Annotated in this window: 19 protein-coding genes, 3 tRNA genes and 1 pseudogene; 11 read left to right on the top strand and 12 right to left on the bottom strand. The window is 73.9% G+C overall.

What is annotated here, in order from left to right; genetic code table 11:
• Positions 1 to 337: 337 nt before the first annotated feature.
• On the top strand, positions 338 to 2,182 hold the full coding sequence (locus AB0G59_RS28240; protein ID WP_360917319.1) for an asparagine synthase-related protein: 1,845 nt from the start codon (positions 338 to 340) through the stop codon (positions 2,180 to 2,182).
• Here AB0G59_RS28240 and AB0G59_RS28235 read toward each other — a convergent pair.
• Positions 2,179 to 3,429 carry an MFS transporter gene (locus AB0G59_RS28235; protein WP_360917316.1) on the bottom strand — a complete coding sequence of 417 codons (1,251 nt, stop codon included), beginning with the start codon at positions 3,427 to 3,429 and terminating at the stop codon, positions 2,179 to 2,181. The genes AB0G59_RS28240 and AB0G59_RS28235 overlap by 4 nt on opposite strands.
• A gap of 101 nt (positions 3,430 to 3,530) precedes the next feature.
• Between AB0G59_RS28235 and AB0G59_RS28230 the strand changes: the two genes are divergently transcribed.
• Positions 3,531 to 4,142, top strand: a complete 612-nt coding sequence (locus AB0G59_RS28230; RefSeq protein WP_071964841.1) for a TetR family transcriptional regulator — start codon at positions 3,531 to 3,533, stop codon at positions 4,140 to 4,142.
• Here AB0G59_RS28230 and AB0G59_RS28225 read toward each other — a convergent pair.
• Both AB0G59_RS28225 and AB0G59_RS28220 read right to left on the bottom strand, forming a co-directional pair.
• The gene (locus AB0G59_RS28225; RefSeq protein ID WP_360917313.1) at positions 4,139 to 8,815 is read right to left on the bottom strand and encodes a PAS domain-containing protein; all 4,677 of its coding nucleotides are present in this window, start codon (positions 8,813 to 8,815) and stop codon (positions 4,139 to 4,141) included. The two genes, AB0G59_RS28230 and AB0G59_RS28225, sit on opposite strands and share 4 nt — an antisense overlap.
• A gap of 212 nt (positions 8,816 to 9,027) precedes the next feature.
• Positions 9,028 to 9,495 carry an SSI family serine proteinase inhibitor gene (locus AB0G59_RS28220; RefSeq protein ID WP_071964845.1) on the bottom strand — a complete coding sequence of 156 codons (468 nt, stop codon included), beginning with the start codon at positions 9,493 to 9,495 and terminating at the stop codon, positions 9,028 to 9,030.
• A 218-nt stretch (positions 9,496 to 9,713) separates the two neighbouring features.
• On the opposite strand from AB0G59_RS28220, the gene AB0G59_RS28215 reads away from it, so the two are divergent.
• From AB0G59_RS28215 to AB0G59_RS28200, 4 genes are all read left to right on the top strand, one after another.
• A tRNA-Ser gene (locus tag AB0G59_RS28215) sits at positions 9,714 to 9,804 on the top strand.
• A 218-nt stretch (positions 9,805 to 10,022) separates the two neighbouring features.
• Positions 10,023 to 10,095 (top strand) — tRNA-Arg (locus AB0G59_RS28210).
• A gap of 27 nt (positions 10,096 to 10,122) precedes the next feature.
• Positions 10,123 to 10,196: transfer RNA gene (locus AB0G59_RS28205), tRNA-Met, on the top strand.
• Positions 10,197 to 10,261: 65 nt separating this feature from the next.
• On the top strand, positions 10,262 to 11,131 hold the full coding sequence (locus AB0G59_RS28200) for an amidohydrolase family protein (RefSeq protein ID WP_360917310.1): 870 nt from the start codon (positions 10,262 to 10,264) through the stop codon (positions 11,129 to 11,131).
• 9 nt (positions 11,132 to 11,140) lie between these two features.
• On the opposite strand, the gene AB0G59_RS28195 is transcribed toward AB0G59_RS28200, so the two are convergent.
• The gene (locus AB0G59_RS28195) at positions 11,141 to 12,019 is read right to left on the bottom strand and encodes an LLM class F420-dependent oxidoreductase (RefSeq protein ID WP_360917308.1); all 879 of its coding nucleotides are present in this window, start codon (positions 12,017 to 12,019) and stop codon (positions 11,141 to 11,143) included.
• A gap of 136 nt (positions 12,020 to 12,155) precedes the next feature.
• Here AB0G59_RS28195 and AB0G59_RS28190 point away from each other — a divergent pair, with 136 nt between their 5' ends.
• From AB0G59_RS28190 to AB0G59_RS28180, 3 genes are all read left to right on the top strand, one after another.
• Positions 12,156 to 12,905, top strand: a complete 750-nt coding sequence (locus tag AB0G59_RS28190; protein WP_360917305.1) for a response regulator transcription factor — start codon at positions 12,156 to 12,158, stop codon at positions 12,903 to 12,905.
• A gap of 78 nt (positions 12,906 to 12,983) precedes the next feature.
• Positions 12,984 to 14,498 (top strand): MFS transporter, encoded by a 1,515-nt coding sequence (locus AB0G59_RS28185; protein ID WP_360917302.1) that lies wholly within the window; start codon positions 12,984 to 12,986, stop codon positions 14,496 to 14,498.
• 84 nt (positions 14,499 to 14,582) lie between these two features.
• Positions 14,583 to 15,377 (top strand): TetR/AcrR family transcriptional regulator, encoded by a 795-nt coding sequence (locus AB0G59_RS28180; protein ID WP_360917299.1) that lies wholly within the window; start codon positions 14,583 to 14,585, stop codon positions 15,375 to 15,377.
• Between the two features lie 150 nt (positions 15,378 to 15,527).
• Here the strand turns inward: AB0G59_RS28180 and AB0G59_RS28175 are convergent, their stop codons facing one another.
• Entirely contained in the window at positions 15,528 to 17,165 is a 1,638-nt protein-coding gene (locus AB0G59_RS28175) for an MDR family MFS transporter (protein ID WP_360917296.1), read from the bottom strand.
• Positions 17,166 to 17,190: 25 nt separating this feature from the next.
• Positions 17,191 to 17,676 carry a MarR family transcriptional regulator gene (locus tag AB0G59_RS28170; protein ID WP_360917293.1) on the bottom strand — a complete coding sequence of 162 codons (486 nt, stop codon included), beginning with the start codon at positions 17,674 to 17,676 and terminating at the stop codon, positions 17,191 to 17,193.
• A 182-nt stretch (positions 17,677 to 17,858) separates the two neighbouring features.
• On the opposite strand from AB0G59_RS28170, the gene AB0G59_RS28165 reads away from it, so the two are divergent.
• Entirely contained in the window at positions 17,859 to 18,077 is a 219-nt protein-coding gene (locus AB0G59_RS28165) for a hypothetical protein (RefSeq protein ID WP_360917290.1), read from the top strand.
• Positions 18,078 to 18,086: 9 nt separating this feature from the next.
• On the opposite strand, the gene AB0G59_RS28160 is transcribed toward AB0G59_RS28165, so the two are convergent.
• The 5 genes from AB0G59_RS28160 to AB0G59_RS28140 all read right to left on the bottom strand — a co-directional run bounded on the left by AB0G59_RS28160 (position 18,087) and on the right by AB0G59_RS28140 (position 21,572).
• Entirely contained in the window at positions 18,087 to 18,875 is a 789-nt protein-coding gene (locus AB0G59_RS28160) for a hypothetical protein (protein ID WP_360917287.1), read from the bottom strand.
• Positions 18,876 to 18,930: 55 nt separating this feature from the next.
• Entirely contained in the window at positions 18,931 to 19,764 is an 834-nt protein-coding gene (locus AB0G59_RS28155; RefSeq protein WP_071964858.1) for an RNA polymerase sigma factor SigF, read from the bottom strand.
• Positions 19,765 to 19,954: 190 nt separating this feature from the next.
• Positions 19,955 to 20,743 (bottom strand): RNA polymerase sigma factor SigF, encoded by a 789-nt coding sequence (locus AB0G59_RS28150; RefSeq protein ID WP_360917350.1) that lies wholly within the window; start codon positions 20,741 to 20,743, stop codon positions 19,955 to 19,957.
• A 306-nt stretch (positions 20,744 to 21,049) separates the two neighbouring features.
• Positions 21,050 to 21,343 (bottom strand): Dabb family protein, encoded by a 294-nt coding sequence (locus AB0G59_RS28145; protein WP_360917284.1) that lies wholly within the window; start codon positions 21,341 to 21,343, stop codon positions 21,050 to 21,052.
• A gap of 64 nt (positions 21,344 to 21,407) precedes the next feature.
• Complete coding sequence (locus AB0G59_RS28140; RefSeq protein ID WP_360917282.1) at positions 21,408 to 21,572, bottom strand: hypothetical protein; 165 nt, start codon at positions 21,570 to 21,572, stop codon at positions 21,408 to 21,410.
• A gap of 564 nt (positions 21,573 to 22,136) precedes the next feature.
• On the opposite strand from AB0G59_RS28140, the gene AB0G59_RS28135 reads away from it, so the two are divergent.
• Entirely contained in the window at positions 22,137 to 22,523 is a 387-nt protein-coding gene (locus tag AB0G59_RS28135) for an STAS domain-containing protein (RefSeq protein WP_360917279.1), read from the top strand.
• A 188-nt stretch (positions 22,524 to 22,711) separates the two neighbouring features.
• Here the strand turns inward: AB0G59_RS28135 and AB0G59_RS28130 are convergent.
• Positions 22,712 to 24,488: pseudogene (locus AB0G59_RS28130) on the bottom strand (hypothetical protein); the annotation flags it as partial.

Raw genomic sequence — 24,488 nt, 5'->3', positions numbered from 1 at the left:
AAGTCACTACCCGGAGGAAACGAGTCCGCCACAATTGGCGGCACAATTCGGGGTACGTGCATGCTGCGGGGCACGCGGGAACGGTCGCGGGGCGCGTGCGCCGGGGGGCGCACGCGGGTAGGCATGGTGCGAGACAAGACTCCGGGCGCCTGCGGCGACCGTTGCACTGCGTTCGCGTGACTACTTACCGTTATCGAAGTGCGGTGCCCTCGTCGTGCCGCCCGGAGCGGAAGGACCCCCCATGGAGCTGCGCGCGGACACGACAGCGGAACGGGGCCGGGGCGCCGACGACCACGCCGCGCCGGCCCTCTGTCCGGCCGGCTGAGGAGCGCCGCCCATGTCCGCCGACATGGCGTTCGTCGTCCTGCCCGACAGCGACGCGGGCAGCGCCGCCCTCGCCCGCGCCGCCGCGCCCGGCCCGGAGGGGATCCCCCATGCCTCGGGCCGCCCCTGGCTCGTGGGCCACTGGCCCGCCGACGCGATGACCGTGGGCGCGGCGGGGCGGACGCGCCTCGTGGTGGCCGGGTTCTGCCCCGTCACCCCCGCCGAACTGCATGCCGAGGCGGCGCGGTTGACCGATGTCGCCGGTCTCGACGACCTCGCCCGCAGGCTGCGCGGCAGCGCGCATCTGATCGCCTCGGTGGGAGGGCGGGTCCGGGTGCAGGGCGGCATCGCGGGCGTGTGCTGCGTCTACCGCGCGCGGCTGGCGGGCGTGACGGTCGCCGCCGACCGCCCCGACACCCTCGCCGCCATGACCGGCGCGCACGTCGACGAGCGGCTGCTCGCCCTGCGGCTGCTCAGACCGTGCGTCCCGCACCCGCTGCGGGAGCGGGCGCTGTGGCGCGGCGTGGACGCCGTCCCGCCCGGCAGCCATCTGGTGATCGAGCCCGACGGCACGGCGCGCACGGCCCGCTGGTGGCAGCCGCCCGAGCCGGTACAGCCCCTCCAGCAGGGCGCGTCGGCGGTCAGGGAAGCCCTCACCGATGCCGTGCGGTCCCGGATCCGTGCGACGGACGGCGTGGTCAGCACCGATTTCTCCGGAGGCATGGACTCCGGCACCCTGGCCCAGCTGGCCGCCACCCCGGACCGCCGGCTGGTCACCGTGCGCCGACCCCGGCCGGCAGCCGGCGGCGACGACGCGCTGTGGGCCCGCCGCATCGCCGACGGGCTGCCGCACGCCGAACACCTGCTGCCCGCCTACGGTCAGGTGCCGACCCTCTACGCCGAACTGGACCGGGGCACGGGCGTCCTGCCCGCCGAACCCGCCCACTGGATCAGGGACGCCGCCCGCTTCGTCGACAGCGCCCGGCGGGTGGCCGCCCAGGGCTCGCGGCTGCACTTGTGCGGCTACGGCGGGGACGAGCTGTTCTCCCCGTCCTCCTCCTATCTGCACACCCTCGCCCGGTCGCGGCCGCTGACGGCCGTGCGGCACATCCGCGACCGCCGCGCCCTCAAGCACTGGCCGCTCGCGGCCACCTGGCGGGCCGTCACCGACTCCAAGGACTTCCCGGCCTGGCTCACCCACAGCGCGGGGCGCCTGACGGCCGCGCCGCCGCGGCCCTTCCGCCCCCAGCTGGGCTGGACGCCCGAGCTCCGGATGCCCGCCTGGGTGACCGCCGACGCCGCCTACACCACCTGTGAACTGCTCACCGACGCCTCGTACGAACCGCTGGCCCCCGACCGCGGCACCCACCGGACGCTGGAGGCCATCCGCCAGGCCGGGGCCGCCGTCGCCTACGCGACCCGACTCATGGCCGCGCACGGTGTGCGGCTGGCCGCCCCCTATCTGGACGACCGGGTGATCGAGGCCGCCCTCGCGGTACGCCCCGACGAGCGCGGTACGCCCCAGCGCTACAAACCCCTGCTCGCCGAGGCGATGCGCGGCATCGTCCCCGACGACCTCCTCGGCCGCGCCACCAAGGTCCGCCCCTACGGCGAGGACGTCATGGACGGCTTCCGCCGCCACCGCCCCGCCCTGCTCGCCCTCTTCGACGGCTCCGAACTGTCCCGGCTCGGCCTCGTCGACGACGCCGCCGTACGCGCCGAGCTGAGCGCCCCGCACCCCACGGCCGCCCCGCTGCTCGCCCTCGAACCGACCCTGGCCTGCGAGGCGTGGCTGCGTACGCCGGCCGTCGCCAGGAGCGAGCCCGGCACGGTCATGCGCGCCCTGCCGAGTGGCTAGGCGCGGTGCGTGCGGGCGGAGAGGGCTCCGCCGGCCCAGCCGAGCAGCACCCAGGCCGCGGCGATGACGCAGACGCCGTTCCAGCCCCAGTGGCCGAAGGCCGGGCCCGCCAGGGCGGAGGCGGCGGCGCCGTTGAGGAAGCCGCAGACGACGTAGGCGGTGTTGGCGGCGGCGGGCTTGGCGGTGGCCGCCAGGGCGCCGGTCTGGTTGGCGACCTGACCGGCCATCAGGCCCGCGTGGATGAGGACGGCGCCGGCGCACAGGGCCCACAGCGCGTGCCCGCCCAGCCAGAAGAGGGGGACCGAAACGGCCGTCAGCGCGTAGGCGGTGGTGATCACGCGGCCGGGGCCGAGGCGGTCGATGAGGCTGCCGGAGACCGGGGCGACGACGGTGGAGACGAGGCCGAAGAGGCCGAAGAGGCCCGCCGTGCCGGCGGAGAGGTGGTAGGACCCGGACGTCGTCGTCAGGAGCAGGGTGAGCGTCGTCCACAGGGCGCTCCAGGCGCCGAAGAGACCGCCCTGGCGAAAGCAAGCGGTGCGGAGTGCGGGGGAGGAGGCGAGGAGGCCCGGCAGCCCGGCGATGGCCTTGAGCGGGTTGGCGCCGCCGCGCGGCCGGGTCTCGGCGGGCAGCAGGACGGCGGTGAGCAGGCCGACCGCGACCGTCAGGGCCGCGCCGCCGAAGAAGACCGCGCGCCAGCCGAACGCCTGGCCCGCGAGCCCGCCGACCACGCGTGCCGCGACGATGCCCGTGAACAGCCCGGCCACCACCGCGGCCACGTGCCGGCCCCGCCGGTCGGCGGGCGCGCGCTCGGCGACGAACGGTACGAGCAGCTGCGGTACGACCGTGGCGGCGCAGGCCACCAGCACGGCCGCGGCCAGGGCGGGCAGCCCGGGGGCGAGCGCTGCGGCGACCAGGGCCGCGCCGGCGACCGCGGACAGGATGCCGACGAGGCGGCGGCGGTCGGCGGTGTCCCCGAGCGGAGCGAAGATCAACAGGCCGGCCGCATAGCCGAGCTGGGCCACGGAGGCGATCCAGCCGGCCGCGGAGGCCGAGACGCCGAAGTCACGGGCGATGAGGCCCAGGAGCGGGGCGGCGAGGTAGATGTTCGCCGCGGTGACCGCCGTGCAGAGGGCGATCACGGAGAGCAGGGCGCCGTCGCCCAGGCCGCGCGGGGCGGGTGCCGGGCGGGAGGGTGCCCCGGGCGGGGTGGTGGTGCGTATGGAGTCGTGGCCGGCGGTGTCGGTCATGGGTGTGCGGCTCCCCCTGCGTCTTGCAACCAACTGGTTGGTTGAATCTTGCAAGCGCCCTGCACCTGCTGTCAACCAAATAGTTGGTTACGCTGGGTGGCATGGCATCAGTCAGGGATCCCGAGGCCACCAAGGCCCGCATCTTCGAGGCGGCCACCGCCGAGTTCGCCCGCTACGGCATCGCCGGCGCCCGTGTCGACCGCATCGCCCGCGAGGCCCGGGCGAACAAGCAGCTGATCTATGCCTACTTCGGCAACAAGGCCGAGCTCTTCTCCCAGGTGCTCGAGAAGCGCCTCATGGAGCTGGCCGTCGCCTACCCCGTCGACGCCGAGGACGTCGACGGCTGGATCGACCGCCTCATGGACTACCACGCGGCCAACCCCGAACTGATCAGGCTGGTCTTCTGGGAGGGCCTGGAGTACGGCACCGGCGGCATCCCCCACGAGGAGGAGCGCCGGCGCCACTACGCCCGCAAGGTCGAGGCCTTCGCCGAGGCCCAGGACAAGGGCGTCATCGACTCCCGCATCCCCGCGCCCGACCTGCTCTTCATGCTGACCGCCCTGGCGTCGTGGTCGACCGTGCAGCCGCACATGCGGCGGATCCTCATCGGCGACACCGACGAGGACGACGCCCGGCTGCGCGCGTCCGTGCGCACGGCGGCCCTCCGCCTGACGGGGCGGGACACGGGTCCCGCCCCGGACGCCTCCGCCTAATTGGTGCCGATCTTCGCCAGCAGGTCCACGATGCGGCCCTGCACCTCCGCGCTCGTCGAGCGCTCCGCGAGGAAGAGGACCGTCTCGCCGGAGGCCAGCCGCGGCAGCTGGGTCGCGTCGAGGTCGGCGGAGGTGTAGACGACCAGCGGCGTGCGGTTCAGCGCGCCGTTGCCGCGCAGCCAGTCGACGATGCCGGCGCGGCGGCGGCGCACCTGCATCAGGTCCATGACGACCAGGTTGGGGCGCGTCTGCGCGGCGAGCGTCACCGCCTCCGCGTCCGTCGCCCCGCACACGACGTGCATGCCGCGCCGCTCCAGCGTGGCCGTCAGCGCGTTCGCGATCGGCTCGTGCTCCTCGATCAGCAGCACGCGGGGCGGGTGCATCTCGCTGTCGCGCGGCGCGAGGGCCTTGAGCAGTACGGCCGGGTCGGCGCCGTACGCCGCCTCCCGGGTCGCGTGCCCCAGGCCCGCCGTCACCAGCACCGGGACCTCGGCCGCGACCGCCGCCTCGCGCAACGACTGCAGCGCGGTACGGGTGATCGGGCCGGTCAGCGGGTCGACGAACAGGGCGGCCGGGTACGCGGCGATCTGCGCGTTCACCTCTTCGCGCGAGTGCACGATCACCGGGCGGTAGCCGCGCTCGGTCAGCGCCTGTTCCGTGGACGCGTCCGGTGCCGGCCAGACCAGCAGCCGGCGCGGGTTGTCCAGCGGCTCGGGCGGCAACTCGTCGTCCATCGGCGGACGCACGGCCTCCACGACCTCGACCGCACCGTTCGGGCCGTCGAGCGGCTCGGGCCCCTCGGCACCCTCGTCCGGTGCCCCTATGGCGAAGGCCCGGCCTTCGGGGCGCGCGGCGCTGCCGGGGGTGGCGGTGGGGGCCGGTGCCGTTTCCGGCGTAGCCGGGGGTGTGGCCGGGGCGGGCGCGCCGGCGGGGCGCGCCTGTGCCGCCTGGGCCTGTGCCGCCTGTGCCTGCGCCTGGGCCTCGCGTTCGCCGTCGGAGGGGTTCGCCAGCTTCCGGCGGCGGCCGGACCCGGGGGAGGGGGTTCCGTTCGGCGGGGTCTCGCCCGCGCCGGGCCCCTGCCCCAAGGGCCGCACACTGATCGCCCGCGCGGCGGGCGCCGCCTCGGCCGCACCCTGCCGGCCGGCCGCCCCCGGCTCCTCGGCGAGCGCGCGCCGCGCCCGACGCCGACCGGTGGGCGCCGGCGCGACCTGCGCCGCCTCGCCCTCGCCACCACCGGCGACCACCTGCGGCTGCGCCACGGGCTCACCCTCGGCGGGCTTCGCGGAACGGTCCGCGTCAGCGACGTCGGGGGAACCGGAGGTGTTCGGACCCTGCTGTCCGGGTGCGCCCTGGTCGGTGGGGCCGTCGGAACCGGGGGTCCCGCCCTGGCCGGAGGCGTTCGGGGCTTGTGCGGTGGTGCCGTTGGGGTGGACGGGGCCGGGCGCGTTCGTGCCCTGCTGCGCGGGCACGCTCTCCGGGCCGTACGGGCCCTGGGCCGCGGTGCCGTTGAGGTCGACGGGGCCGCCCGCCGCTTCCGGCCCGTACGGGCCCTGCCCCGCAGGGCCGCTCCGGCCCGCGCGGCCGCCCGGCATGGCCGCGGGGGTGTTCGGTCCCTGTGCCGCCGCGTGGTTGCCCTGGCCGGCGCTGCCGCCCGGCATGCCTTCCGGGGTGAAGGGTGCGGGTGCGTTGGGCCCCTGCTGTCCGGGTGCGCCCCGGCCGGCGCTGCCGCCGGGCACGTCTTCCGGGCCGAAGGGACCGGGTGCGTTCGTGCCCTGCTGTCCGGGTGCGCCCTGGCCCGCGCGGCCGCCCTGCATGGTCTCCAGGCTGAAGGGTGCGGGTGCGTTCGCGCCTTGCTGTCCGGGTCCGCCCCGGCCGGCGCTGCCGCCCGGCACGCCCTCCGGGCTGAAGGGACCGGGTGCGTTCGTGCCCTGCTGTCCGGGTCCGCCCCGGCCGGCGGAGCCGCCCGGCATGGCCGCGGGGCCCTGGCCCGCGCTCCCGCCCGGCACGCCTTCCGGGCTGAAGGGTGCGGGTGCGTCAGGTCCCTGCTGCCCCGGTGCGCCCCGGCCGGCGGAGCCGCCCGGCACGGCCCCCGGGCCGTTCGGTCCCTGTGCCGCCGCGTGGTTGCCCTGGCCGGCGCCGCCGCCCGGCATGCCCTCCGGCCCAAAAGAACCGGGTGCGCTCGTGCCCTGCTGACCCGGTGCGCCCCGCCCCGCGCCGCCGCCCGGCATGCCTTCCGGGTTGAAGGGCGCAGGTGCGTTCGTGCCCTGCTGTCCGGGTGCGCCCTGGCCCGCGCGGCCGCCCTGCATGGTCTCCAGGCTGAAGGGTGCGGGTGCGTTCGTGCCCTGCTGCCCGGGTCCGCCCCGGCCGGCGCTGCCGCCGGGCACGCCCTCCAGGCTGAAGGGCGCGGGTGCGTCGGGCCCCTGGACCCGGGCGCCGGGCATGCCCTCCGGGCCGAACGGCGCCGGCGTCCCCTGGCCGTACGGGCCCGCGGCGGGCTCGGGCGGTGGGGTGGTGGCGTCGTGGGTGCCGGTCGGCTGTTCGGGGGCCGACGGGTTGGGGCGGGGGCGGGGGGTCTGGGGTGGGACGGAGGTCGCGTCGGGGGCCGGGGCCGGCTTGCGGTCGGCTTCGGCCGGGGGCAGGGCGAACGCCGTCCGGGGAGCGGACGGTTCGTCGGTGGCCTGGCCCGGGATCTGGTGCTCCGGCACCGCTTCCGCGACGCCGCGCCGCGCACGGCGGCCCGTCGGCTCGGCGGGGCGGTCCGCCTCCCCCGGCGGCAGGGCGAACGCGGTGCGCGGGGCCTCGGCCGCCGCCGTCTCCGTCGCTCCGCGGCGCGCCCGGCGCCCGGTCGGCGTGCCCGTGGCCTGCGAGGGGACCAGGCCGCCCGGGCCCGGGCGGTCGCCCGGGGCGTCGGCGGAGTCCTCCGCGCGGGCCGGACCCCGGCGCCGCCCCGTCGGCTGCGGCGCCGCGGGGGTGTCGGCGGCCGCGGCCGCCTCCGGCTTCTCGGGGGCCTCGGCCGTCGCCGTCTCCGTCGCTCCACGGCGCGCCCGCCGGCCGCCGCCGGCAGGGGTCTCCGGGGTGGGAGCCTCGTCGCCGGCCGGGTCGGGGTTCATGCCCCGGCCGCGCTGCGTCGGCATCGGCATGACGGTCGTCAGATTCTCCGTGTCGGGCCCGCGCTGCTGCGCGGAGGCCGGCACCGGGCCGGCGTCGGCCGAGACCGGCACCTCCAGGACGTACGCCTTGCCGCCCGACGCACCCGGCAGGTCGTGCGTCTGCAGCACGCCGCCGTGGCGGCGGACGATGCCGCGCACCAGGGGGCCGTGCACCGGGTCGCCGCCCGGGTAGGGGCCGCGCACCTCGACGCGGACGACCTCCCCGCGCTGGGCCGCCGCCACGACGATCGTCGAGTCGCCGACGGCGGTGGCCGGACCGGAGGCGGACGTGGCGGCGGACGGGGAACCGGTGGAGTCGACGCCCGCGACGTCCGCGATCAGGTGCGCCAGCGCCTGGGCGAACCGCTCCGCGTCCACCTCGGCCTCGATCGCCGGGGCGTGCACGGCGAACTGCGCCCGGCCGGGGCCGATCAGCTCGACCGCGCCCTCGACGCCCGCCGCGACGACCTCGTCGAGCGCGACCTTCTCCCGTACGAGCTTGTCCTGCCCGGCGTCCAGCCGCTGATAGGCCAGCACATTGTCGACAAGCGTGGTCATCCGGGCATAACCGGCGGCCAGATGGTGCAGGATCTGGTTGGCCTCGGGCCACAGCTGCCCGGCCGGGTCGTCGGCGAGGGTGCCGAGTTCGGCACGGAGTTGGTCCAGGGGGCCGCGCAGGGACTCGTCCAGCACCGCCATCAGCTGTGCGTGGCGCGCGGCGAGGGCGTCGTAGGGGCGCCGGTCGGTGAAGGTCATCACGGCGCCGACGAGCTGGTCGCCGTCGCGCACGGGCGCGGTCGTCAGGTCGACCGGCACCGCGCGCCCGTCCTTGGCCCACAGCACCTGCCCGCGCACCCGGTGCTTGCGCCCGGAGCGCAGGGTGTCGGCGATGGGCGACTCCTCGTACGGGAAGGGCGTGCCGTCCGCGCGCGAGTGGTGGATGAGGGGGTGCAGCTCGCGACCGCCGAGGTCGCTCGCGCGGTAGCCGAGGATCTGCGCGGCTGAGGGGTTGACGAGGACGACCTTGCCGGCGGTGTCGACGCCGACCACGCCCTCCGCCGCCGCGCGCAGGATCATCTCGGTCTGGCGCTGGGAGCGGGCGAGTTCGGCCTCGGTGTCGAGCGTGCCGGTCAGGTCGCGGACGACGAGCATGAGCAGCTCGTCGTCGTAGGAGGCGTGCGGCTCGGCGTACGGGGTGCGGCCGTCGAGGTTGGCGCTGGTCACCTCGACGGGGAACTGGGTGCCGTCCGTGCGCCGGGCGATCATCCGGGTGGGCTTGGTGCGCCCGCCGTCCGGCTCGTCCCGCAGCCGCAGCCCACCGGGGATGCGCCGCGAGTCGAACTCCGGCAGCAGATCGAGCAGACCGCGCCCGACGAGACCGGTGCCCGGCACCTCGAACGTCTCGAGCGCGATGTGGTTGGCGTTGACGACCGTGCCGTTGCAGTTGACGAGCAACAGGGCATCGGGCAGGGCGTCGAGTATGGCTGCGAGGCGAGCAGCGCCTCGGGATGGCCTGCTGCTCACGACGACGCTTCCTCCCTGGTTACCGCACCTTGCCGACCGCTCCGGGCGGTTTTGTACCGCCTCGGGGCTGTCATTGAGGGGAAGTCTACGGGCTGCCGTTGCGTGCGCTACTGCGGATGACACGTGTGCCGGGCCCCGTCACGGGGCCTCTTGCGGGCGTCTCGGGCAGGCCGGACATGCCCCTCGTGTCCGCCTTCGTGGTGACCTTCTGGTCAGCCCTGACCGGTTTCCACGGTCGTTTTCTTCGGCGAGCCCTTCGACTCCCCGAACACGGTGGAGAACTTGTTCCACCGTGCGGTCTCACACCCGTTGGTCCGGTTGAAGTCGGCGTTCACCGGCCGGCCGGCCCAGGTTCCGGAGATGTGCGCCCGCTCCGGCCCGCCGTAGAGCATGGTGCACAGCTGGCCCTCCGGAACCGGTGCGAAGAGGTCCGTGCCCCACTTCATATGACTGTCGAGCTGGTCGCAGGCCGCCTGGGCCTGTGGGTGGGTGCCGCCCGTCGGGTGGCAGTACAGCTCGTACGTGCCGTCGTGGGCGCCGGTGTCCGTGATGGTGACCGTGAGGTGGTCGCCGCCGCGGTCCGCGCCGTCGAGCGGGATCGGGGCCGCGGTGGCGGCGGCGGAGGCGGCCAGCAGCGGGGCGGCCAGCGCGGCGGCCAGGGCGAGACGGCGGAGCGGCATGCGAATACTCCTGAGGTGCGAGCGGTACGGGGGCCGGGCGGCCGGGCTTCCGGCCAAACCCCTCGTCCGAACTAACGCGTCGGGGCGTTTCGCGTTGCGCGTCGGTAAGGCCTTTGCCCGAGGCACCTGTCTCCCGGTACCGTAGGCTGCGATTGGTGGCGAGCCGCAAGGCTGTGTCATCATCTGCACGCGACACCCGCGCCTGCGCGGTTGTAGCTGGAGGCGTCGCCTAGTCCGGTCTATGGCGCCGCACTGCTAATGCGGTTTGGGACTTAAATCCCATCGAGGGTTCAAATCCCTCCGCCTCCGCAGTCGCCGGAAGCCCCGGTCGTCCTCGTGACGACCGGGGCTTCTGTTTTCCCGGGACCGTGTCCGGCGATCTTCGCCCGGGGGGGCGTCCGGGGGGGCATCCGGGGCTGTTTTCGCAGGTCAGGTGGGGTGCGGCTAATGGATTTCGTCTGGCGGCGAGGTTCATGTAATGTTGTCCACGCAACGCCGACCGGCAAGAAAGTCCGCCGGAAAGCCGAGCGCTCGTAGCTTAACGGATAGAGCACTTGACTACGGATCAAGAGGTTGCAGGTTCGAATCCTGCCGAGCGCACAGCCGAGAGTTTCGACTCTCGACCGTCGCGGGGTGGAGCAGCTCGGTAGCTCGCTGGGCTCATAACCCAGAGGTCGCAGGTTCAAATCCTGTCCCCGCTACTAAGACCGCAGGCCCGGTACCACTGGTACCGGGCCTGCGGCGTTTCCGGGGCGGGGAGGCGCGGGTGAAGGACGATGCCGTCGTCGGCTTCTGGCGGGGCCTGGGGCTCCCCGGTCTGATCGACGTCCACACCCACTTCATGCCCGAGCGGGTTCTGGCCAAGGTCTGGGCCTACTTCGACGCCCCCGGTCCGCTGGTCGGCCGCCACTGGCCGATCGCCTACCGGCACGCGGAGGGCGAGCGCCTCGCCGTCCTGCGGGGCTTCGGGGTGCGCGCCTTCACCTCGATGATCTATCCGCACAAGCCCGGCATGGCCGCGTGGCTCAACGGCTGGGCGGCGGACTTCGCGGCCCGCACGCCCGACTGTCTGCACACGGCGACGTTCTTTCCCGAGCCGGGCGCCGGGCGCTGCGTGCGCGACGCGCTGGACGCCGGGGCGCGGATCTTCAAGGCGCATGTGCAGGTGGGGGCGTACGACCCGGGCGATCCGCTGCTGGACGAGGTCTGGGGCACGCTCGCCGACACCCGGACGCCGGTCGTCGTCCACTGCGGCTCGGGGCCGGTGCCCGGCAAGCACACCGGGCCCGCGCCGGTGGCACGGCTGCTGGCCCGGCACCCGGCCCTGCGGCTGGTGATCGCCCACATGGGGATGCCGGAGTACGCGGACTTCCTGGACCTGGCCGGGCGGTACGAGGGGGTGCACCTCGACACGACGATGGCGTTCACGGACTTCGCCGAGAGGGCGGCGCCCTTTCCGGTCGCCGAGCGGGCGCGGCTGACGGCGCTCGGCGACCGGATCCTCTTCGGCAGCGACTTCCCGAACATCCCGTACGGCTACGGGCACGCGCTCGAGGCCCTCACCGGCCTCGGCCAGGACGAGGCGTGGCTGCGCGGGGTGTGCCACGACAACGCGGCCCGCCTGTTCGGGCTGTAGGGCGCGGCCCTACAGCGGCAGGGCCTGGGCCAGCTCGCGCCACTCGGGGCGGGCGAGGGTGCGGGCCTGCTGCCGGCCGTCCGGCAGGACGACCTGGACGGCGAGGTGGTCGGCGCCGGCCGCGAGGAACTCGTCGACGCGGGCGCGGACCGCCGCGTCGTCGCCGAGGGCGAAGAGGGCGTCCACGAGCCGGTCGCTGCCGCCGTCCTCGAAGTCCTCCTCCGTGAAGCCCAGCCGGAGCAGGTTGTTGGTGTAGTTCGGCAGCGGCAGGTAGATGGCGAGGAATTCGCGGGCCGTGCGGCGGGCGCGGGACGGGTCGGTGTCGAGGACGACCTTCACCTCGGGGGCGAGGAAGGCGTCCGGCCCCAGCAGTTCGCGGGCCTTCGCGGTGTGCTCGGCGGTGACGAGGTAGGGGATCGCCCCGGCCGCGCGCTCGGCGGCGAGCCGGACCATCTTCGGCCCGAGCGCGGCCAGCACGCGCTGCCCGGCGGGCAGCGGGACGGGGGCGTCGTCCAGTGCCGTCAGATACGCCCGCATCGCGGAGTACGGGCGGGCGTACTGCTCGGCCAGCGCGGTGTGGCTCACGCCCAGGCCGAGGACGAAGCGCTCGCGCAGGCCGGGGGCGAGGGCGGCGTACTGGGCCGCGACGTCGGCCGCCTCGTGCTGCCAGATGCTGAGGATGCTGGTGCCCACGGCGACCCGGTCGGTGGCCGCCAGGACGTGGGCGGCCTGGGCCATGCCGGGGTTGCCGCCGATCCACAGGGCCGAGTAGCCGAGCTCCTCCAACTCCGCCGCCGCGTCGGCGATTTCGCCGAGCCGCGTGGGGTCGTCCGTGCGCAGGCCCGCGCTCCACAGGCCGATCGTGCCGAGGTGTGTGGGGAGTGCCATGATCCAAACAACCGGAGGGCTCATCCGGTTATTCCGGTGTCCGGCGCCTCGCGCCGGGGCGTCCGGGCGGCGATTCTCAGGCGATTCACAGGCGCGCGAAAGACCCCTCTCACCCTCCCTCCGCACCATCGTCACCATGACGACCACCGCCTCGCCCGAAGGGCGCACCCGACTGCCGCACGACGACACGGGCGCCGTACGCGTACTGGTCGTCGGCGACGAGGCCCCCCTCGCCGGCCTGCTCTCCCTCGCCCTGCGCTCCGAGGGCTGGGAGGTGCGGTCGGCCGCCGACGGCGACGAAGCGGTCCGCCGCGCACGGGACTTCCGGCCGGACGCCGTCGTCCTGGACGTGGGGCTCCCCGGCATGGACGGGCTGGCGGTACTGGGCCGGCTGCGGCACGACCGGCCCGACACGCCGGTGCTCTTCCTCGCCGCCAGGGGTGCCGACGGGGACCGCATCGCCGGGCTCACCGCGGGCGGCGACGACTGCGTCGCCAAGCCGTTCGGCCTGGAGGAGGTCGTCGCCCGGCTGCGCGGGCTGCTGCGCAGGTCCCGGACGCCCGCGCCGCGCGCCGGCTCCGTGCTGACCGTGGGGGACCTGGTCCTGGACGAGGACAGCCGCGAGGTCTTCCGGGGCGGGGAGGAGATCCGCCTCACCGCCACCGAGTTCGAGCTGCTGCGCTTCCTGATGCGCAATCCGCGCCGCGTGCTCAGCAAGCCGCAGATCCTCGACCGGGTGTGGTCGTACGACTTCGGCGGACAGGTCAACGTCGTCGAGCTCTACATCTCCTACCTGCGCCGGAAGGTCGACGCCGGACGGCCGCCGATGATCCACACCCGGCGCGGGGCCGGCTACCTCCTCAAGCCCGCGGCGGCCGGAAACTAAAGGCGCTTGTACGGCGTATAGCTGTACCTGTACGGTGTAGAACGCAATCAGCCGTACACCGTACAAGGGGGCCCTCTCATGACGTCGACGACCACGGACTCACCGCCCGACACCGCCGCCGAGCCGCACCGCCATCCCACGCGCTGGCTGGTCCTCGCCGTCATCTGCCTCGCCCAGCTCACCGTGCTGCTGGACAACACCGTCCTCACGGTCGCCATCCCCTCCCTCACCGAGGACCTGGGCGCCGCGACCTCCGACATCCAGTGGATGATCAACGCCTATTCGCTGGTGCAGGCGGGCCTGCTGCTCACCGCGGGCAGCGCCGCCGACCGCTACGGGCGCAAGAAGCTGCTCGCGGCCGGCCTCGCCCTGTTCGGCATGGGCTCGCTCGCGGCGGCGCTCTCGCAGACCGCCGGCCAGCTGATCGCCGCCCGGGCGGGCATGGGCATCGGCGGCGCGCTGCTGATGACCACCACCCTGGCCGTCATCGTGCAGGTCTTCGACGCGGACGAGCGGCCCAAGGCCATCGGGCTCTGGGGCGCGGTCAGTTCGCTCGGCTTCGCCGCCGGGCCGCTCATCGGGGGCGCGCTGCTCAACCACTACTGGTGGGGCTCGATCTTCCTCATCAACCTGCCGGTCGCGCTGCTCGGCCTGCTGGCCGTGCTCAAGTGGGTGCCGGAGTCGAAGAACCCGTCGGGCGACCGGCCCGACCTGCTCGGCGCGCTGCTCTCCATGATCGGCATGACCGGCCTCGTCTTCGCGATCATCTCCGGCCCCGGCCACGGATGGACCTCCCAGCGGGTGCTGACCTCCGGCGCGGTCGGCCTGGTCACCCTGGCCTTCTTCGCCCTGTGGGAGCGCCGCTGCCCGTACCCGATGCTGGACATGCACTTCTTCCGCAACAGCCGCTTCGTCGGCGCGGTCTCGGGCGGCATCCTCGTCGCCTTCGGCATGGGCGGCTCGTTCTTCCTCCTCGGGCAGCACCTGCAGCTGGTCCTGCACTACGACCCGCTGGAGACCGGACTGCGCATGACGCCCCTGGCGCTGGTCATCGTCGTCCTCAACTTCACGGGCGTCGGCGCCCGGCTGCTGCCGAAGATCGGCACCCCCGGTGCCATCGTGGGCGGCATGGGTCTGCTGGCGGCGGGCCTGGCGTCGATCGCGGTGCTCGGCGCGGACGGCTACAGCGGCATGCTCCTGGGCCTCGTCCTCATGGGCGTCGGCATCGCCCTGTCGATGCCGGCCATGGCCAACGCGATCATGTCGGCGATCCCGCCGGAGAAGGCGGGCGTGGGCGCGGGCGTCAACGGCACGCTGCAGGAGTGCGGCAACGGACTCGGCGTCGCGGTGCTGGGCGCGGTCCTGAACTCGCGGTTCGCGGCGCTGCTGCCGGGCGTGGCGGCGGGGGCGGGGTCCCTGCCGGCGGCGCTGTCCCGGGCCCACACGGACGCGGAGCGCACGGAGATCTCGGACGCCTTCGCCTCCGGCGTCCAGGCCAGCCAGCTGGTCGGCGCGGTGGCCGTCATGGCGGGAGGCGTGCTGGCCGCGGTCCTGCTGTGGCGGGCGGAGCGGGCCGAGCGGGCCGAGAGCTGAGGCCGTCCGGGGGGCGGGGCCAGTGGCCCCGCCCCCCTCTAGCATTTCGCATACGTACACAGCGGCGGAAAGAGAGAACGCACGATGGCAGGCACCCCGCACACGAGCGTGTGGCTGGCCAAGAAGGGGGAGGGGAAGGCCCCCAGGCGCAAGGCCGAGCCGGGGGGCGAGGGACTGGACCGGGACCGCATCGTCTCCACCACGGTCCGGCTGCTCGACGCCGACGGCCTGGCGAAGTTCTCCATGCGCCGCCTCGCCGCCGAGCTCGGCGTGACGGCCATGTCGGTCTACTGGTACGTCGACAACAAGGACGAGCTCCTCGAGCTGGCCCTGGACCGGGCGTCCGGTGATATGCGGACGCCCGACCCGTCCGACGAGAGCGCGGACTGGCGGGACCAGGTGCGGGAGCTGGCGACGGAGTACCGCAAGATGCTCGTCGCCCACCCCTGGGTGGCCCAGCTGGTGGGCAAGTACCTGAACATCGGCCCGCAGTCGATGGCCTTCGCCGACGCCGCGCTGAAGGTGGTGCAGCGCATCGGCGTCTCCCAGGACGGGACGACCGGGGTGCTCAACGTCGTCTTCCAGTTCGTCTACGGCTTCTCCACGATCGAGGTGCTCTTCAAGGAGCGCTGCCGTGCGGCCGGGATCACCGAGGACGAGTACTTCACGCAGGTGATGGGCGTGGTCGCGAGCCAGCCGGACTTCGCCGAGACGCACCGGGAGGCGGCCGAGATCATGGAGGCGCGCATGACGAAGTCCGTCGCCGAGCAGCGGCAGCAGGACTTCGCGTACGCGCTGGAGATGATGATCGCCGGGATGGAGGTCATGCGCGACCGTTGGCGGGCCGGGGAAGTCGCGGGCGCGCCCCCGCACGCATAAGGCCCCGGTGGCGGTGCGCCGGCCGTCCCCTGCCGTTCGTGCGCACCCCCACCGGGGCCCAGGGTCCGGAACCGTCCATGCCGTTCAGGTTCCGGGCCGTCCGGCCGGGCAGCGCGACTCCGCTCGTAGCGCGCTGCCGGCCGGGGTTCGTCAGCCGGCCTGCCGGGCCGGCTCGGCGGCGTCCGTGGCCGCCGGGTCCGCGGAGGTGGCGGCCGCCGGGCCGCTGCCGCCCTTGAGGGCGACCTCCTTGATGAAGAGGGTCACGATGAAGGCGATCAGCGCGCACGGCGCGGCGTAGAGGAACACATCGCCGACCCCGTGCCCGTAGGCGCTCTCGACGACCGTGCGGATCGGCGCCGGCAGCGCGTCGAGGTCGGGGATGCCGCCCCCGCCCGTACCGCCGTGGCCCATCGCCGCCGCGGCCTTGGGGCCGAGCGCGGTGATGCCGTCCTTGACGTACTCGGGGACCCGGCTGGCGAGGACCGCGCCGAGCGCGGAGACGCCCACCGCGCCGCCGAGGGAGCGGAAGAAGGTCACGACGGAGCTGGCGGCGCCGAGGTCCTTCGGCTCGACCTGGTTCTGGGCGGCCAGCACGAGGTTCTGCATCATCATGCCGATGCCGAGACCCATGAGCGCCATGTAGATCGCCAGGTGCCAGTACGGGGTGTCGTACCGCATGGTGCCGAGCAGGCCCATGCCCGCGGTGACGAGGACGCCGCCGCTGAGCAGCCAGGCCTTCCAGCGGCCGGTCTTGGTGATGATCTGACCCGAGACGGTCGAGGAGACGAACAGGCCGGCGATCATCGGGATGGTCAGCACGCCGGACATCGTCGGCGACTCGCCGCGTGCCAGCTGGAAGTACTGCGAGAAGAAGACCGTGCCGGCGAACATCGCGACGCCGACGAAGAGGCTCGCGAGCGAGGACAGGGCGATCGTCTTGTTGCGGAACAGCCGCAGCGGAATGATCGGTTCGGACGCCTTCGACTCCGTGAGGACGAAGAGCGCGGCGAGGAGCAGCGAGCCGCCGACCATGGCGCCGGTCTGCCAGGAGATCCAGTCGTAGTCCTTGCCCTTGCCGGCCCGGGTGACCCAGATCAGCAGCAGGGTGACGGAGGCGGTGATGAAGAACGCGCCCAGCCAGTCGACCTTGACCTTGCGCTTCACGACGGGCAGCTTCAGCGTCTTCTGCAGGACGACGAGCGCGATGATCGCGAACGGTACGCCGACGTAGAAGCACCAGCGCCAGCCGAGCCAGTCGGTGTCGGTGATGACGCCGCCCAGCAGCGGGCCGCCGACGGTGGCGACGGCGAAGGTCGCGCCGAGGTAGCCGCTGTAACGGCCGCGCTCACGCGGGGAGATCATCGCGGCCATGATGATCTGGGCGAGGGCGGAGAGGCCGCCGACGCCGATGCCCTGGAACACCCGGCAGGTGATCAGCATGCCGGTGTTCTGCGAGAGGCCGGCCACGACCGAGCCGGCCACGTAGATCACCAGGGCCAGCTGGACCAGCAGCTTCTTGCTGAAGAGGTCGGAGAGCTTGCCCCACAGCGGGGTGGACGCGGTCATCGCCAGGAGCGAGGCCGTGACGACCCAGGTGTAGGACGACTGGCTGCCGTGCAGATCGTGGATGATCTCCGGCAGCGCGTTGGAGACGATCGTCGAGGAGAGGATCGCCACGAACATGCCGAGGAGCAGGCCCGAGAGGGCCTCCATTATCTGACGGTGCGTCATTGGTGCTGCGGTGTCTGTCGAGGCGTCCCGCACACCTGCCGGTGTGGTGTTGGCCATGGACTCCCTTTCTCGCTGCGGTACTTCAGGCGTGTGTACGGGTGGTGTGCTCGGCCGGGTGGTGCTGCGGCGCGAGGCGCGGTCGGCACTCGCCGAAGCTCTCGCGCAGGCGCGTCATCAGGCCGATGAGGTGGCCGACGTCGGCGTCGGACCAGTCCTGCAGGCAGGTGGCGAGCGCCTGGGTGTAGCGCGCCGAGACCTCCTCCAGCAGCGCCCCGCCGCTGGGGGTGAGGCTCAGCTGCCGCGACCGCTTGTCGAGCGGGTCGGGCTGCCGGTCGATCCAGCCGCGCTCGGCGGCGTACGCGACGTGCCGGCTGGTCACCGAGGCGTCGATGCCCAGCAGCTCGCCGAGCCGGCTCATCCGCATGTCGCCGTGCTGCTTGAGCAGGGCCAGCAGCATGGCGGTGGCGGGCGAGCAGTCCTGGGGGAGGGACCGGCTCAGGCCGCGCTTGACGGCGCCGAGGGCGCTGAGCTGCCGGGCCAGCTCTTCGTACTGCTCCTGTGCGGCCATGGGCTCGGCTCCTCGGATCCGAAAGGTTAGGTTGCTTCGGGCAACCATAGGGACGTTTGGTTGCTGAAGGCAAACGAATAGCGCCCAAATCGGGTAAAGGAAGGCTCAAGCCTTGCCCGGCTGCCCGCAAAGCGGTGGCCCTGTGCGCGGGAGGCCGGGCCGTTTCGCTAGGGTCCTGGCCCATGGCCAACCACCATCAGCAGAGCCCCGAAGGCAACTACGACCCTGCGGGCAACACTCAGATGTTCCGCGCCTTCGTCGACGAGGGGGCGCCGGGCGGCGGGCGGTCCGCCGCGGCCGCGGGCCGCGGCCGCAAGTCCGGACCGGGCGCCGGAGTGATCGTCGGTGTGGTCGTCGCGATCGCGGTGGTCGTGGGGGCCGTGGTCCTCGCGATGGCCTGACCGGTCGGCTCAGGCCCAGTCCACCGAGACGTCGCGCGTCTCGATGCGCATTCCCGGCAGGACGCGCCAGGCGTCGACGCACACCGGGAAGGACTGCTCCACCGACCGCCCCGGGTCGATCGGCGCCGGGAGCGGGTGGGTGGACGTGAGCGTGGCCCAGTCCGTGCCGAACGCGCCGATGACGTGCGTGCCCAGGGTGACGGTGCCGCCGGTGACGGGGCTGCCGCCGGAGTTGGTGAACGTGAGGGTGACCTGCTCGCACCAGCGGTCCGTGCCGGGCTCGCGGCGCGGTTCGCCGACGTCGAGCGAGGCGGGCGCCGGGGTCGGGGTGCCGGGGCCGGTCGGGCCCGTGGGCCTCGGAGGTGCGGGGCGCGAGGGGCTTGAGGGGCGCGGCGTACGGGTGGGTGTCGTGCCGCCGTTGATGCCCGAGGGGCCCGTGGCCCCGCTCGTGGCGGGGAGGGGCCGTATGCCGTGGGGAGTGGGCGTCGTACGCGTGCCACCCGGGCTGCCGGTGGCCGTACCGGGGCCGGGGCGTGCGGGAACGGGGCTCCCGCTCCGTGTCGGTGCGGGTGAACGTCCGGGCGAACGCGCCGGTGAGGACGGAGCGCCGTCCAGCGGTACGAGCTCCACGCCGCCCTTCGGCGGCACGGCCCGGTCCGCCGGCCGGGACGCGCCGGGTCCGGCGGCCCCCGTGGCGACATAGCCGTCGCGATCGCTGCCGCCGCAGCCGGTGAGCGCCGCCCCCAGACAGAGGCAGAGCGCCGTGGCCGAAGCGGAGACGAGCGTCATCCGTCGCATCGGCCCAGTGTGGCTGACGGTGCGTCAGCTGTACATATGTCCGGGCCGGGGCGCGTCAGTCGGCGATGAGTCCCTCGCGCAGCTGTGCGAGCGTGCGCGTCAGCAGCCGGGAGACGTGCATCTGGGAGATGCCGACCTCCTCGCCGATCTGGGACTGCGTCATGTTGGCGAAGAAGCGCAGCATGATGATCTGGCGCTCGCGCGGGGGCAGCTTGGCCAGCAGCGGCTTGAGCGACTCGCGGTACTCCACGCCCTCCAGCGCCGTGTCCTCGTAGCCGAGCCGGTCGGCCAGGGAGCCCTCGCCACCGTCGTCCTCGGGGGAGGGGGAGTCCAGCGAGCTGGCGGTGTAGGCGTTGCCGACCGCGAGGCCGTCGACCACGTCCTCCTCGGACACGCCCAGGCAGAGGGCGAGTTCGGGCACGGTCGGGGAGCGGTCGAGCTTCTGTGCGAGCTCGTCGCTGGCCTTGGTGAGGGCGAGCCGCAGCTCCTGGAGGCGGCGCGGCACGCGCACGGACCAGCTGGTGTCGCGGAAGAAGCGTTTGATCTCACCGACGACGGTCGGCATCGCGAACGTCGGGAATTCGACCCCGCGTTCGCAGTCGAAGCGGTCGATCGCCTTGATCAGACCGATCGTGCCGACCTGGACGATGTCCTCCATCGGTTCGTTGCGGCTGCGGAAGCGGGCGGCCGCGTAACGCACGAGGGGGAGGTTGAGTTCGATGAGGGTGTCGCGGACGTACGTACGCTCGGCGCTGTCCCGCTCGAGCGTGGCGAGCCGCAGGAAGAGGGAGCGGGAGAGGGTGCGGGTGTCGATGGCTTCGCAGTCGTCGAGCACGGCGTGCGGTGCGTCGTTGGCGAGCACCTTCGCGCTGCCCAGGTCTACGGACATGCCACCCCCTTGAGGTCGCGGACGGGTCACAGCAACTCCCTCGGGTGAGGGCGTTCAGCCTCCACCTGAATACCGGAGGCTGCGCTGTGGCAAACGCAGTTCCTGCAGAATGTCACATGTCGGCAACACGCTGTAGCGTCAAGTCGACATATCTTCCCCATGACATCGGGGCAGGGGTCACCCGGGAGGGTTAGGCGTCGATTCGATTTGCGGACCTCAGCCGGGCGAAGCTCCGTGAGAGTAGCCGGGACACATGCATCTGCGACACCCCCAGCTCGGCGCTGATCTGCGACTGCGTCAGGTTGCTGTAGTAGCGCAGTAGAAGGATGCGTTGTTCGCGCTCCGGCAGCTGTACGAGCAGGTGGCGTACGAGGTCGCGGTGCTCGACCCCCGCCAGCGCGGGGTCCTCGTAGCCGAGCCGGTCCAGCAGGCCGGGCAGGCCGTCGCCCTCCTGCGCCGCCTCCAGGGACGTGGCGTGGTACGAGCGGCCCGCCTCGATGCAGGCGAGCACCTCGTCCTCGGCGATCTTCAGCCGGTCGGCGATCTCGGCGGTCGTCGGGGACCGGCCATGCAGCACCGTCAGGTCCTCGGTGGCGCCGTTGACCTGCACCCACAGCTCGTGGAGGCGGCGCGGGACGTGCACGGTGCGGACGTTGTCGCGGAAGTAGCGCTTGATCTCCCCGACGACGGTCGGCATGGCGAAGGTGGGGAACTGCACCCCGCGGTCGGGGTCGAAACGGTCGATGGCGTTGATGAGTCCGATGGTGCCGACCTGGACCACGTCCTCCATCGGCTCATTGCGACTGCGAAAACGCGCCGCGGCGTACCGCACGAGGGGGAGGTTGGCTTCGATCAGGGCGGCGCGCACGCGGGCGTGCTCGGGCGTACCGGGCTCCAGGGAGGCGAACTCCTTGAAGAGCACCTGGGTCAGGGCCCGGGCGTCGGCCCCGCGGCTCTCGCGGGCCCGGGGGCCCTGCACGGTGCCGGTCTCGGTGTGGTCGGCGGGGCCGGGTTCGGCGATGTCGTCGCTCCGGTCCGGTTCGTCGGCGGACTTGTCGCGCCGGAGGGGGGCTTCGGGCGCTGTACGGGCCGGCACGGTCACCACCCCTTTGTGGTCATTTTCGATCAACTCATCCGGCAAAAGCGGTCATAGCATCACAAGACATGTGCACTGTGTGCAAGCACCGCATAACTCCGTGTTGACGACAAAAAATTCCCCTCACCGGGGCGGTGAGGGGAGGAGAGGCGTGCGGCGGACCGGCCGTCGCCGTGCGGCCGGGCTGGCTCAGAACGGGTAGTCGGCGATCACCCAGGTCGCGAATTCGCGCCACTGGCCGACGCCTGCCTGGTGGGCCGGGTGCTCCAGGTAACGGCGCAGCGCGTCGGTGTCCTCGACGGAGGAGTTGATGGCGTAGTCATAGGCGATGGGCCGGTCCGAGATGTTCCAGCCGCACTCCCAGGAGCGCAGATCGGGGATGAGCGCGCCCAGCTCCTCGAACGCCCGCACACCGGCGACGACGCGGGGGTCGTCGCGCTCGACGCCCTCGTTGAGCTTGAACAGGACGAGGTGACGGATCACTGGCTGCCTTCTCCGCTCTTCGGCTCTCGCCGGTCTTCGCCGCCGGGCCGGCCGCTGCGGCCGGTCAGCTGATCAGCTGGGTCATGAACTCGCCGACGTTCTTGGCGGCGTCCGAGATCCCCTCGAACCCTATCTGGACGAGCTCGGCCGACCGCGCGGGGGAGTGGATGATCGTGTACGCCACGAAGATGCCGAGGGCCCAGAGAACGACCTTCTTTGTCTGCACCATGAGGCGCTCCCTCCCCTGCTGTCCCGAGTGCGGTCGCGAGAGTCTAACCGTGCGTGCGTGCGAATGGTCGGAGTCGGCGTGTCCGGGTCCGGCGGGGGGTGGGGTGTGCGGTGTGGAGGGATTCACACCCCTCACGTCATCTTTAAGGACTTAAGACCCTGCAAAGCGGGCCCTTCGCCTGCCCGGCGGGCCCGCGCGGGGGCGGAGGATGGACGTGCGCCCGCGGATCTGGCAGGAATCCTGCGGGCCAGGGATACGGACCTCACTGCGGGGTCCGGCCGCGTCTTCCCCCCGACCGCGGCCCGGACTTGGAGCCCGTGTCCTCGTCGGGGGAGACGGCTTGTCCCCCCGACGCCGTCTCCCTCGTCCTGCGTTTGCCGGAAGCCCCGGCTCCGAGACCGCGCACGGGCCTCGGAGCCGGGGCTTTCGTGCAGGCCCCGCATGGCCGGTGCCCGGCCGGCGGCCCCGTCGGCGACGTCCGGGAGACGGGTGGGCGGCCGAGGTGAAATCGGCCCACTGCCGGGGCACCAGAAAGGCACACGGTGTGCCCGATGTGGGAGGGCGGTGAGGTTCGCCATGGGCGTGCACGAGCTCGCCTTCACCATGCGGGAGCGCGTGGTGGGGGGAGCGGTGGTCATGGAACTGCTGGGGGAGCTCGACATCTTGGCGGAGCAGGTGCTGGGCCCGCGCGTGGAGGCGCTGGCGGGGCGGTGCCGGGGAGATCTCGTCATCGACCTGCGCGGAGTGACGTTTCTGGACGCGAGCGGCGTGCGGCTGCTGCTGCGGGCGCGCGCCCGGGCGCTGCGCGGCGGGGCGCGGCTGCGCGTCGTGCGGGGCGGGGCGATGGTCTCGAAGGTGATCCGGATCGCCGGCGTCGAGCCGGCGTTCGCCTGGCTGGACGAGTTCCCGCCGACGGCCGTGGGCAGCGTGACGGGCTCGCGCCCCGCCTGAACCGGCCGTGTGCGGTGCCCGTACGGGCCTATGCCCTGCTCGAACCGGGCGTGTGGCGTGCCCGGACTGTGCTCACGCCACGTCAGGGCCCAGCCGTATGGCCGGTGTCGGGGGTCGTCCGTGCGCCTCGCCGGGGCAGTGGCCCGTGTCGCGTCGCGACCGGGCGAGTGCGTCCCGCCCTCGTCCGCTCAGCCGGCCGGCTCGCGGTGGTGGGGGAACTCCTCGTCCAGCAGCTGTTCCACCTCTGCCGCCTCCGCCGCGCCCCGGCGTCTCAGCACGTCGTGGGCCTCGCGCAGGGAGCCCAGTGCGAGTCGTGGTTCGCCCAGTGCCAGCTGGGCGCGGCCGCGGGCGGCCAGGGCCAGGCCGCGGCAGTACGCGTCGCCCAGGCCGGCCTCCATCGCCAGCGCCCGGTCGGCCGCGTTGACGGCCTCGCGGTGCTGCCGCGTCTCCAGCCGGCACCGGGCCAGGCGCGCCCACAGCAGGGCCTCCAGGCGGGGCTCGACGCCCTCCGTGCCCAGCGCCTCCCGCAGCCGGTCCGCGGCCGTCGCCGAGCGGTCGGCCCGCAGGTGGACGAGGCCCGCCTCGTGGAGGACCTGGGCCAGCGTCGGTCCGTGGCCCAGCTCCCTGGCCCGCACGGCGGCGTCGTTGACGGCCGTGATGGCCTCGTCCGCCCGGCGCAGGGCGATGTACGCGCGGGCCGTGTGGGCCAGCGCCTCCAGGGCGCAACTCGTCGCGCCCTCCTGGCGGAAGCCCTCCTCGGCCCGGACGAGCGGCGGCAGCGCCTCCTCGGGCCGGCCCAGGGCCAGCAGGACGACGCCCAGTTCGTGGGAGGCCGTCGTCAGGACGTACGCGTCGGCGGCCGCCTCGGCCAGGCGCAGGCTCGCCCGCAGGTCGCGTTCGGCGCGTTCGTAGGTGTCGGTTCCGTAGCGCGGGGCGGCGATCAGCCGCAGCGCGCGGGCGGCGCTCGCGTCGTCCGCGTGCTGCCGCGCCCGTTCCAGCGCCTGCCCGGCGAGCGGGCCGAGGTCCTGGTGGCGTGCGGTGCCCGCGGTCAGCCGGCCCCAGACGGTGAGCAGGTCCACGGCGGGCCGCAGGGCGTCGGGGACGTCCAGGGCGAGGGCCTGGCGCACGGCGTCGGACAGGTCCGGGTGCGCGTCCCGCAGCCAGGCGCGGGCGGCGTCCGCGTCGGCGAGGGGACGGCCCGTGGTCGCCAGATCGTGGCGCAGGTGGCGGGGTTCGGGGCTGTCGGGGCGGATGCGGCGCAACGCGGTGACGGCGGTGGCCAGGTGGAGGTCGAGCAGGCGCAGCAGTGCCGCGTCGCGTACGGGCGGGCTGTCGGTGCGTTCGCTCTGCCGCCGGGCGAACTCCTTGAGCAGGTCGTGACAGCGGTACCGGCCCTCGCCCAAGCCCTCCAGCAGGCCGGCGGCGGCGAGGCGGGCGGTGACGTCCGCGGCGTGCGCGCCGGCGTCCGCGGGCGCCGGTTCGGGGACGTCGAGGACGGCCGCGGCGCACTCGGCGTCGAGGTCGGTGGCGTCGGGCTGGGCCAGGAGGCGGGCGGCGCGGGCGGTTTCGGGGTCGAGGGCGTCGTAGGCGACGCGGAAGGCGCACTCGGCGTCGAGGTCGGTGGCGTGGAGCTGCTCCAGCCGGTGCCGTTCGTCGTCGAGCCGGGCGGCGAGGTCGGCCGGCGTCCAGGACGCCTCGGCGAGCCGGGCCCCCGCGAGGCGCAGGGCGAGCGGCAGCCGCCCGCAGGTGGTGACCACCGCGCGCGCCGACGTCGCGGCGGCGCCCGCGCCGGTCGCCCCCGCGACCGCCTCCAGCATGGCGAGGGCCTCCTTCTCCTCCATCGCCTCCACGGCGAGGGGGGGGGGGGCCGGCCCGGCGCGCGCCGCCCCCCCGGTGGGGGCCAGCACCCCCGCCCCCCGCCCCGCCCGCCGCCGCCGGCGGGCCTGCGCGGCGGCCCGCCCGGCG

Source organism: Streptomyces sp. NPDC021096 (assembly GCF_040641275.1).
Classification (GTDB): Bacteria; Actinomycetota; Actinomycetes; order Streptomycetales; family Streptomycetaceae; genus Streptomyces.
The sequence above is the reverse complement of the archived record's forward strand: the minus strand, read 5'-3'. Positions and strand labels throughout refer to the sequence as shown.

Excerpts from the sequence above, each read along its gene's own strand:
- AB0G59_RS28185 (WP_360917302.1), top strand. The coding sequence starts at position 12,984 with ATGACGTCGACGACCACGGACTCACCGCCCGACACCGCCGCCGAGCCG.
- AB0G59_RS28155 (WP_071964858.1), bottom strand. The coding sequence starts at position 19,764 with ATGTCCGTAGACCTGGGCAGCGCGAAGGTGCTCGCCAACGACGCACCG.
- AB0G59_RS28190 (WP_360917305.1), top strand. The coding sequence starts at position 12,156 with ATGACGACCACCGCCTCGCCCGAAGGGCGCACCCGACTGCCGCACGAC.
- AB0G59_RS28140 (WP_360917282.1), bottom strand. The coding sequence starts at position 21,572 with ATGGTGCAGACAAAGAAGGTCGTTCTCTGGGCCCTCGGCATCTTCGTG.
- AB0G59_RS28160 (WP_360917287.1), bottom strand. The coding sequence starts at position 18,875 with ATGCGACGGATGACGCTCGTCTCCGCTTCGGCCACGGCGCTCTGCCTC.
- AB0G59_RS28180 (WP_360917299.1), top strand. The coding sequence starts at position 14,583 with ATGGCAGGCACCCCGCACACGAGCGTGTGGCTGGCCAAGAAGGGGGAG.
- AB0G59_RS28230 (WP_071964841.1), top strand. The coding sequence starts at position 3,531 with ATGGCATCAGTCAGGGATCCCGAGGCCACCAAGGCCCGCATCTTCGAG.
- AB0G59_RS28175 (WP_360917296.1), bottom strand. The coding sequence starts at position 17,165 with ATGGCCAACACCACACCGGCAGGTGTGCGGGACGCCTCGACAGACACC.
- AB0G59_RS28170 (WP_360917293.1), bottom strand. The coding sequence starts at position 17,676 with ATGGCCGCACAGGAGCAGTACGAAGAGCTGGCCCGGCAGCTCAGCGCC.
- AB0G59_RS28165 (WP_360917290.1), top strand. The coding sequence starts at position 17,859 with ATGGCCAACCACCATCAGCAGAGCCCCGAAGGCAACTACGACCCTGCG.
- AB0G59_RS28220 (WP_071964845.1), bottom strand. The coding sequence starts at position 9,495 with ATGCCGCTCCGCCGTCTCGCCCTGGCCGCCGCGCTGGCCGCCCCGCTG.
- AB0G59_RS28240 (WP_360917319.1), top strand. The coding sequence starts at position 338 with ATGTCCGCCGACATGGCGTTCGTCGTCCTGCCCGACAGCGACGCGGGC.
- AB0G59_RS28235 (WP_360917316.1), bottom strand. The coding sequence starts at position 3,429 with ATGACCGACACCGCCGGCCACGACTCCATACGCACCACCACCCCGCCC.
- AB0G59_RS28195 (WP_360917308.1), bottom strand. The coding sequence starts at position 12,019 with ATGGCACTCCCCACACACCTCGGCACGATCGGCCTGTGGAGCGCGGGC.